Source organism: Geodermatophilus sp. DF01-2 (assembly GCF_004571065.1).
Classification (GTDB): domain Bacteria; phylum Actinomycetota; class Actinomycetes; order Mycobacteriales; family Geodermatophilaceae; genus Geodermatophilus.
Genome location: NZ_SPQN01000050.1, coordinates 24,776 through 33,407 on the forward strand (window position 1 = coordinate 24,776; position 8,632 = coordinate 33,407).

The 8,632-nt window shown below is 73.7% G+C and carries 7 protein-coding genes; 3 read left to right on the forward strand and 4 right to left on the reverse strand.

What is annotated here, in order from left to right; translation table 11 throughout:
• Positions 1 to 133: 133 nt before the first annotated feature.
• The gene (locus E4P41_RS13830) at positions 134 to 559 is read right to left on the reverse strand and encodes a DUF3052 domain-containing protein (protein WP_135141825.1); all 426 of its coding nucleotides are present in this window, start codon (positions 557 to 559) and stop codon (positions 134 to 136) included.
• Between the two features lie 353 nt (positions 560 to 912).
• On the opposite strand from E4P41_RS13830, the gene aceE reads away from it, so the two are divergent.
• Positions 913 to 3,720: a pyruvate dehydrogenase (acetyl-transferring), homodimeric type gene (gene aceE, locus E4P41_RS13835; RefSeq protein ID WP_135141826.1), complete on the forward strand. Its 2,808-nt coding sequence runs from the start codon at positions 913 to 915 to the stop codon at positions 3,718 to 3,720.
• A gap of 139 nt (positions 3,721 to 3,859) precedes the next feature.
• A complete protein-coding gene (locus E4P41_RS13840) occupies positions 3,860 to 5,044 on the forward strand; it encodes a cation:proton antiporter (RefSeq protein WP_135141827.1) in 1,185 nt (394 codons plus the stop codon).
• 26 nt (positions 5,045 to 5,070) lie between these two features.
• On the opposite strand, the gene E4P41_RS13845 is transcribed toward E4P41_RS13840, so the two are convergent.
• The 3 genes from E4P41_RS13845 to E4P41_RS13855 all read right to left on the reverse strand — a co-directional run bounded on the left by E4P41_RS13845 (position 5,071) and on the right by E4P41_RS13855 (position 7,744).
• Positions 5,071 to 6,276 (reverse strand): M20 family metallopeptidase, encoded by a 1,206-nt coding sequence (locus E4P41_RS13845; RefSeq protein ID WP_135141828.1) that lies wholly within the window; start codon positions 6,274 to 6,276, stop codon positions 5,071 to 5,073.
• A 135-nt stretch (positions 6,277 to 6,411) separates the two neighbouring features.
• Positions 6,412 to 6,960: a pirin family protein gene (locus tag E4P41_RS13850; RefSeq protein WP_135141829.1), complete on the reverse strand. Its 549-nt coding sequence runs from the start codon at positions 6,958 to 6,960 to the stop codon at positions 6,412 to 6,414.
• 94 nt (positions 6,961 to 7,054) lie between these two features.
• A complete protein-coding gene (locus E4P41_RS13855; protein ID WP_135141830.1) occupies positions 7,055 to 7,744 on the reverse strand; it encodes a phosphatase PAP2 family protein in 690 nt (229 codons plus the stop codon).
• A gap of 44 nt (positions 7,745 to 7,788) precedes the next feature.
• On the opposite strand from E4P41_RS13855, the gene E4P41_RS13860 reads away from it, so the two are divergent.
• Positions 7,789 to 8,632: PucR family transcriptional regulator (locus tag E4P41_RS13860; RefSeq protein ID WP_135141831.1), on the forward strand; the 844-nt coding region annotated here is incomplete at its 3' end.

Sequence of the window (8,632 nt, forward strand, 5' to 3'; positions counted from 1 at the left end):
GATTCTCCTCACAGGATCCATGGCCCCTGCGGGCCGCCTCGAACGATGGGAATCGCCGATTTCCATTACAGCCTGCGAAGGGTGGGGAGGACGGGGTCCTTCTACGAGGCGTGGGGGGCGAAGGGGTCCTTGCTCAGCGACGGCTGCGCGCCGCCTTGGGGGTGACCAGGCGGATGCCCGACCAATCCTTGGCCGCGGAGATGCTGCTGGTCTGCGACAGCCCGGCGGTGGGTGCGACCTCGGTGACGTCACCGGGCTCGACGTGCCCCGGCCGGCCGGACTTGGGCACCAGCAGCCACACGACGCCGTCGTCGGCCAGGGAGGTGATCGCGTCGGTCAGCGCGTCGAACAGGTCGCCGTCGTCCTCCCGCCACCACAGGACGACGACGTCGGCCACCTCGTCGGTGTCCTCGTCGACCATCTCGCTGCCGGTGACCTCGACGATGGAGTCCCGCAGGTCCTCGTCGGCGTCCTCGTCCCAGCCGAGCTCCTGCACGACCATGCCCGGCTTCATGCCCAGCCGGGCCGCCATGCTGGCGCTGCCCGAGTCGACGCTCATCCCTGCTGTTCCTCCATGGGTTCCGAAGCTGCTGACCGGAGGGCACGGGCATGCCCGCACCGGTGGGGTGTCGTGGGGGCCGGACGCACGGGCGGGTGCGCAGGGCGCGGCGGACGGCCACGGAGGCGGACACGACCAGCGGGAGACCGCCCCCGCACCGTGGTCATGCCACCCCTTCCCGTCCGCACCGGTCCTCCCCACCTCGGGTGCTCGAGGCCACGGCCGGCGTTGGCGGAAGCGTAGGGCATGCCTGGTCAGGTGCAAGCGCTCGAAGGCGACGGGTGGTGATCCGTCGTCCCGACAGGTGGGCGCCGCACGTGACTCGGAACCGGCTCGCGGGGGACGATGGACGCATGAGCGCTCCGCAGCAGTCGGGCGGCGACCCCGCCCGCGATGCCGGCCAGACCCGCGCGGTCATCACCGACGGGCTCCCCAGCCAACTGGTCGACACCGACCCCGACGAGACCCAGGAATGGCTGGAGTCGCTGGACGCCGTCGTCGACCACGCCGGTCGCGGCCGCGCCCGCTACCTCATGCTCCGCATGCTGGAGCGCAGCCGCCAGCAGCAGGTGGGCGTGCCCGCCCTGCGCAGCACCGACTACATCAACACCATCCCGCCGGAGCGCGAGCCCTGGTTCCCGGGCGACGAGCACGTCGAGCGCCGCATCCGCGCCTACATCCGGTGGAACGCCGCGATCATGGTGCACCGCGCACAGCGACCCGGCATCGCCGTCGGCGGGCACATCTCCTCCTACGCGTCGTCCGCCTCGCTGTACGAGGTCGGCTTCAACCACTTCTTCCGCGGCAAGGACCACCCCGGCGGCGGCGACCAGATCTGGTTCCAGGGGCACGCCTCCCCCGGCATCTACGCCCGCGCCTTCCTCGAGGGCCGGCTGACCGAGCAGCAGCTCGACGGCTTCCGCCAGGAGGTCAGCCACCCCGGCGGCGGGCTGTCGTCCTACCCGCACCCGCGGTTGATGCCGGAGTTCTGGGAGTTCCCCACCGTCTCGATGGGCCTGGGCCCGATCAGTGCGATCTACCAGGCACGGTTCAACCGCTACCTGCACAACCGCGGCATCAAGGACACCTCCGACCAGCACGTGTGGGCCTTCCTCGGCGACGGCGAGATGGACGAGCCCGAGTCGATGGGGCTGATCGGCCTGGCCGCCCGCGAGGAGCTGGACAACCTCACCTTCGTCGTCAACTGCAACCTGCAGCGCCTCGACGGCCCGGTGCGCGGCAACGGCAAGATCATCCAGGAGTTAGAGTCGTTCTTCCGCGGCGCCGGCTGGAACGTCGTCAAGGTGATCTGGGGCCGGGAGTGGGACCCGCTGCTGGCGGCCGACCGCGACGGCGCACTGGTCAACCTCATGAACACCACGCCCGACGGCGACTACCAGACCTACAAGGCCGAGGATGGCGCCTACGTCCGCGAGCACTTCTTCGGCCGGGATCCGCGCACCCGCAAGATGGTCGAGCAGATGAGCGACCAGGAGGTCTGGAACCTCTCCCGCGGCGGGCACGACTACCGCAAGGTCTACGCGGCGTTCAAGGCGGCGGTGGAGCACAAGGGCCAGCCCACGGTCATCCTCGCCAAGACCATCAAGGGCTGGACGCTGGGCAGCCACTTCGAGGGCCGCAACTCGACGCACCAGATGAAGAAGCTGACCGCCGAGGACCTGGCCAACTTCCGCGACCGGCTCTACCTGCCGATCCCGGACGAGGCCCTCGACAAGACGCTGCCGCCCTACTACAAGCCCGATCCCGACTCCGACGAGATGCAGTACATGCTCGAGCGGCGACGGGCCCTCGGCGGCGCGGTGCCGCGGCGGCGGGCGGAGTTCAAGACGCTGAAGGCGCCGGAGGACAAGGCCCTCGACGTCCTGCGGCGCGGTTCGGGCAAGCAGGAGGTCGCCACGACGATGGCATTCGTCCGCCTGCTCAAGGAGTTGCTCAAGGACAAGGAGCTAGGCCCGCGGTTCGTGCCGATCATCCCCGACGAGGCCCGCACGTTCGGGATGGACTCGCTGTTCCCGACGCAGAAGATCTACTCCCCGCACGGACAGCGCTACACGTCGGTCGACCGCGAGCTGATGCTGGCCTACAAGGAGTCCGAGCAGGGGCAGATCCTGCACGAGGGGATCAGCGAGGCGGGCGCCGCGGCGTCGTTCACCGCCGTCGGGAGCTCCTACGCCACGCACGGCGAGCCGATGATCCCGATCTACATCTTCTACTCGATGTTCGGGTTCCAGCGGACCGGCGACGCCTTCTGGGCGGCGGGCGACCAGATGACGCGCGGCTTCCTGCTCGGCGCCACCGCCGGGCGGACGACGCTCAACGGCGAGGGACTGCAGCACGAGGACGGTCACTCGATCCTGCTGGCGCACACCAACCCCGCCGTCGTCACGTACGACCCGGCGTTCGCCTTCGAGCTCGGCCACATCACGAAGGACGCCCTGGGCCGCATGTACGGCGACGACCCGGGCGCGCCCCTCGGCGGCCACCGCTCGGCGGACGTCATGTACTACCTGACCGTCTACAACGAGCCGTTCAACCAGCCGGCCGAGCCCGAGGGCCTCGACGTCCAGGGCGTGCTGGCAGGCATGTACCGCTACGCCGAGGGGCAGGGCGACGGCCCCAGGGCGCAGGTGCTGGCCTCCGGCGTCGCGGTGCCGTGGGCGCTGCGTGCGCAGCAGCTGCTCGCGGACGACTGGGGGGTGTCGGCGGACGTGTGGTCTGTGACGTCGTGGACCGAGCTGCGCCGGCAGGCCGACGCGGCTGAGGAGCACAACCTGCTGCACCCGGAGGAGGAGCCGCAGACGCCGTACGTGACCCAGCGGCTGCAGGAGGCTCCCGGCCCGGTGGTGGCGGTGTCGGACTGGATGCGCGCGGTGCCCGACCTCATCGCGCCCCACGTCCCCGGCGGGATGGCGACGCTGGGCACCGACGGGTTCGGCCTCTCCGACACCCGCCCGGCGCTGCGGCGGTACTTCCACGTGGACGCCGAGTCGATCGTCGTCCGGGTGCTCGCCTCGCTCGCCCAGCGCGGCGAGGTCGACCGCGACGTCGTCCGGCAGGCGGTGGAGAAGTACCAGGTGCGCGACGTGCAGGCCGCGCCGGAGGACACCACCACCGACCCGGAGCAGCAGCCCGGCGCCTGACCTGCGAAGCGGAGTCGCTGGGTGACGGAATCCGTCACCCAGCGACTCCGCCCGCGAACGCCAGGGGCACCGGATGACGATCGCGTTACCGGGCGGTCCGCCTCGGTGCGAGGCGCGGTCGCGGGGGTAGCCGCGCCCCGTGGACCTGCTGGCGACCTTCGGCGTGGTGCTCGCCGTGGCCACCCTGCTCACGGGCTTCGCCGCCCGGACGCCGCTGTCGACGTCGCTGCTGGTGCTCCTCGCCGGTGTGTTGCTGGGCCCGGGGTTCTTCGGTGTTGTGGACGTCCGGGCCGAGAACCCGATCGTCTCGGTCTTCGCGGAGATCGCGCTGGTGACCGTGCTGTTCACCGACGGCCAGCACCTGCCGCTGGGACACGTCCGCAGGACCGCGCGGCTGGCCGGGCGGGCGCTGTTCATCGGCATGCCACTGACCGCCCTCGGCATCGCCGGCCTCACCGTGCTGCTCACCGACCTGACCTGGGTGCAGGCACTGCTGGTCGGCGCGGTGCTCTCCCCCACCGACCCGGTGTTCGCCGCCGCGATCGTGCAGCGCGAGGACGTTCCGCTGAAGCTGCGGCGGCTGCTCAACGTGGAGAGCGGCGTCAACGACGGGCTGGCCCTGCCGGTGGTGCTGATCCTCCTGGCGCAGAGCGGGACACCGCAGGGGTCCACCGAACCGTGGATCCTGGTGGCCGAGCTCGTCGGCGGGGTGCTGCTGGGCCTGGCCGTGCCCTTCGCCGTGAAGGGGCTCGACCGGCTCCCGGGGTTCGACGCCCGGCACGCACCTGCCTTGCTCGTGCTGTCGGTCGGGCTGGTCCTGTACGGGCTCGCCGACCTCCTGCACGCCAACCCCTACCTGGCCGCCTTCGTCGGCGGCGTCACGGTCGCCACGATCCTGCCCGAGGTCCGGACGGGGTTCGGCGAACTCGGCGAGCAGCTTTCCGAGGCGGCCAAGATCCTCGCCCTGCTGGTCTTCGGCGGCCTGCTCACCCCGACCCTGCTCGGCGCCGTGCCGCTGGGCGGCTGGGTGCTGGCGATCCTGTCGCTGGTCCTCGTGCGCCCGGTCGCGATGCTGGCCTCGCTGGCGAGCTCCCGGCTGCCCCGGGACCAACGGCTGGTCGCCGCCTGGTTCGGCCCCAAGGGGTTCGCCTCGGTGGTCTACGGGCTGCTCGTGCTGGAGAGCGGTGCTCCGGCCGCTCAGGAGGAGTTCGCGATCATCGCCGCCGTCATCGCCGTCTCGGTGCTCGTGCACAGCTCGACCGACGTCCCGGTCGCCCGCTGGCTCAGCCGGCGGGTGGCCGCCCGCGAGTCCGAACCGGCCTGAGCCGTGGAGTGGATCCCACTTCGGCGTCAGTCGTCCAGGGCCGCCAGCGCCATCGCGGCGTAGAGGGCGGCGCCGGTCGGCAGCACGTCCTCGTCGAACACCACCAGGTTGGAGTGGTTGCCGGCCACGTCCTGCGGGTCCGCCCCGGGCGGGCAGGCACCGAGGAAGGCCATGGCGCCGGGCACCCGCTGCAGCACGTAGGCGAAGTCCTCGGCGCCCATGAGCGGCTCGGCGGCGGGCACGCTGCGCTCCGCCCCGACGAGGCCGGCCGCCACCTCCCGCACCCGCGCCGCCACCTCCGCGTCGTTGGCGGTGACCGGGTAGCCCTCCTGGTGCACGAACCGGACCTCCATCCCGTGCGCCGCGGCGACGTGGGTGGCCACCCGGCGCACCGAGGCCACGACGTCCGCCCGCCGCTCGGGCGACAGGGTGCGGATCGTGCCCTGCAGGAACGCGGTGTCGGGGATGACGTTGTCGGTCGAGCCGGCGGTCAGCTGCGCCACCGTCACCACCGCGGGATCGAAGACCGGGGCGCGGCGGGTGACCATCGACTGCAGGGCCAGCACGATCTCCGCGGCGACCGGCACCGGGTCGGCGGCGGCGTGCGGCATCGAGGCGTGCCCGCCCCGGCCGCAGACGGTGACCTCCCAGTGGTCGGCCGCGGCCATCATCGGGCCGGGCCGGACGCTGACCACCCCGCTCGGCTGGTCGGCGAAGACGTGCAGCGCGAACGCGCCGTTCACCGGCGACTCCGGGACGGCGTCGAGCAGGCCCTCCTCGAGCATGTACCGCGCGCCGTGGTAGCCCTCCTCCCCCGGCTGCAGCATGAGCACGACCTGGCCGGCGATCTCGTCCCGGCGCTCGGCCAGCAGCCGGGCGGCGCCGAGCAGCATCGCCATGTGCAGGTCGTGCCCGCAGGCGTGCATCGCGCCGGGCACCTCCGAGGCGAACGGCAGGTCGGTGTCCTCCTGCACCGGCAACGCGTCCATGTCGGCACGCAGCAGGTAGGTGGGCCCCGGGCGCGCACCGCGGAGGACGCCGACCAGCGAGGTGGTCGACACACCGGCCGTCACCTCCACCGGCAGCGCGGCCAGCTCGTCGGCCACGGTGGCCTGGGTGCGCGGCAGGTGCAGCCCGATCTCCGGGTGCCGGTGCAGCCGGCGGCGCAGGTCCACGGTGCGGTCGGCGTCGGCACGGGCGGCGGCCAGCAGGTCGGTGGCGCGGATCGGCATGCCGCCCACTCTGGCGTACTCCCTCGACGGCCCCTGCAGCCGCCCGCGGCAGTTGGTCATCGGCTGCGTGCACGGCACCGCGGACGACACGCCGTCCCGTCGAGCACGTGAACGATGATCAACACCAGGAGGGGCTCACTCCGAGGCCCAGGCCGGCCGGGTCGCGTCGAGCTGCCACACCACCGCGGTCGCCGGGCCGGACACCGGGCCGCCGTCCTGCTGCTCGGTCCGCGTCCCGTCCGGGCCGGCCAGCACGAGCAGCCCGGGCGGCACCGTCGCGGTCGCGCCGGCCGGCACGGGCGCCGTCCAGAGCCGGGCGTCGGAGCGGTCGAGGTCCACCCAGCCGTCCGCGGTGCGGTGCACCTCGTGCGCGGCGGGCGCGCCGGGACGGGCGCTGCGCAGGTGGGTCTGCAGCACGTGGACCCCGTCGTCCCCGGCCACCTCGTCGTGCTCCAGCCCGGTGCCGGCCCGCAGGACGGCGACGTCCCCCGCCGCCACAACCGTCCCCGGGCCCCACCCGTGCCGCAGCGAGCCGGCCAGCACCACCGCGACGACGTCGACCGCCCGGTGCGCGTGCCGGCCGTAGCCGGCGCCGGGCGCCAGGTGGTCGTCGGCCAGCCGCAGCAGCGGCCCCAGCGAGCCGTCGTCCGGCTCGAGCAGGACGACGGACGTCGGGCCGGTCACGTCACCTCCGCTGCCCCCCGGAGCGAGGGTGCCCCGGCTCGTCGGCGCCGCGACCGGCGCGGTGCTCCGCCCAGGCGTGACCTCGCGAGCTCGGTCACGTCTCCGGCCGGGGCGGGAGCGCGGCCCGGCCGCCGGGGAGCGCACCGAAGGCCAGCGCGACCGCCAGCGTCCAGGCCGCGCCGAACGCCCAGCCGCCGACGACGTCGGAGAGGAAGTGCACGCCCAGCCACATGCGGGTCAGCCCCACGAGGACGACGAGGGCGATCCCGACCGCGACGGCGACCCGGCGCTGCCCGGCGCTCCACCGCGGCCAGAAGAGGACGAGCGCGATCGTGACCAGCGTGGCGATGCCGGAGGAGTGTCCGCTGGGGTAGCTCAGGCTGTCGGACAGCGCGCCTCCTTCCTCGAACGCGGGGCGCACCCGTCCGAAGGTCTCCTTCAGCACGGTCGTCAGCGGGCCGACGAGCACGTTGGCGGTGATCACCCAGCCCGCCGTCCGCCACGCCCGCCGGGCGCCCAACCAGAACAGCACCGGGAGGGAGACCAGCACCCGGAACCAGGCGGCGCCCGGAGCGGTCAGCACCTCCAGCAGCAGGTCGAGGCCGGCCGAGCGGTCGTCGCCGGCGTAGAGGGCCTGGCTGACCGCTCCGTCCAGCCGGTCCTGCGGCACCCAGCCGGCCAGCACCCCGGCGCCGAGCAGTGCCAGCACGCCCAGCCCCACGGCGACGGCGGCCAGCGCGTGCCGGCGCGCCGTCTGGGCCCGTTCCTCCCGCAGCACCTCCATTCCTCCACTCTCCCCGACCGCGTCGGCCGTGACACGCTGGCAGCGTGTCCGACCGGGGAAGCCGCCGTCCGCCGTCCCCGGTCACGCTGCGACGGCTGGAGCGCGCCTCGGGGTCGCTGGCCACCCGCGCCGTCGCGCGAATGGACGACGAGCTGCCCTGGTTCCGCACCATGCCCGCCGACCAGCGCTCCTGGGTGATGCTCGTGGCGCAGGCCGGCATCGCCTCCCTCGTCGAGTGGTGCCGCAGCCCCGACCGGCCGCCGCGGCTGACCGGCGAGGTCTTCGGCGCGGCACCGCGCGAGCTGGCGCGGGTCGTGCCGCTCAAGCACACCGTCGACCTGGTCAGGGTGACGGTGGAGGTGATGGACGACTTCGTCGACACCGTCGCCGAGTCCGGGGACGCCGACGCGCTGCGGCTGGCGGTGCTGCAGTTCAGCCGCGAGGTGGCCTTCGCCACCGCGCACGTGTACGCGACCTTCGCCGAGAGCCGCGGCGCCTGGGACGCCCGGCTGGAGGCCCTCCTCGTCGACGCTCTGGTGCGCGGAGAGCGCCCCGAGGAGCTGTCGGGGCGGGCCTCGGCGCTCGGCTGGGCCGCGACGAGCCCGGTGACCGTGCTGGTCGGCGCCACCCCGCCGGAGGGCGACGCGCACGGCGCCGCGCGGCGGGCCGCCCGGCAGCTGCGCAGCGAGGTGCTGGTCGGCGTGCACGCCGACCAGCTGGTCGTCGTCCTCGGCGGGTCGGTCGACCTCGAGGCCGTGGCCGAGCGGGTCAGCGACGAGTTCGGCCCCGGGCCGGTCGTGATGGGCCCGGTGGTCGACTCGCTGGGCCGGGCCGGCGACTCGGCGGCGGCCGCGCTCGCCGGCCTGCGCGCCGCCCGGGCGTGGCCGG

Coding starts and splice junctions, on each gene's coding strand:
- aceE (WP_135141826.1), top strand. CDS start 913: ATGAGCGCTCCGCAGCAGTCGGGCGGCGACCCCGCCCGCGATGCCGGC.
- E4P41_RS13830 (WP_135141825.1), bottom strand. CDS start 559: ATGAGCGTCGACTCGGGCAGCGCCAGCATGGCGGCCCGGCTGGGCATG.
- E4P41_RS13845 (WP_135141828.1), bottom strand. CDS start 6,276: ATGCCGATCCGCGCCACCGACCTGCTGGCCGCCGCCCGTGCCGACGCC.
- E4P41_RS13855 (WP_135141830.1), bottom strand. CDS start 7,744: ATGGAGGTGCTGCGGGAGGAACGGGCCCAGACGGCGCGCCGGCACGCG.